Origin of the sequence: Pseudoalteromonas sp. S4741 (assembly GCF_005886135.1) — a bacterium.
Classification (GTDB): domain Bacteria; phylum Pseudomonadota; class Gammaproteobacteria; order Enterobacterales; family Alteromonadaceae; genus Pseudoalteromonas; species Pseudoalteromonas tetraodonis.
Window position 1 is genome coordinate 1 of record NZ_PNCN01000241.1, and the last position, 300, is coordinate 300.

Consider the following 300-nt stretch of genomic DNA (forward strand, 5'->3'; position numbering starts at 1 on the left):
CTCAGCTTGCTCTGCTGCAATGCGCTGTTGCTCTAAACGTTCATTCTCAGCTTTTTCTGCTGCAATGCGCTCTTGCTCTAACTGCATTTGCGCTTCTTGTTCTGCTAAACGTTTGGCTTGCTCTTGTCTTTGTTGCTCTGCATCTGCCTGCTGTTTAGCTAATAGCTCTGCGTTAGCGTGTTCAATCGCTTGTTTTTCTTCTGCCGCTGCGCGCTGTGCTTGCGCCTGTTTCTCTTGCTCTAAACGATCGGCCTCTGCTGCAGCTTGTAAACGCTCTGCCTCAGCTTGCTCTGCGACTAG

The 300-nt window shown here is 50.3% G+C and carries 1 pseudogene; it reads right to left on the reverse strand.

Annotation, left to right across the window (positions count from 1 at the left end):
• Window positions 1–300 (reverse strand): annotated as a pseudogene (locus CWC30_RS17995) (signal recognition particle-docking protein FtsY); the annotation flags it as partial.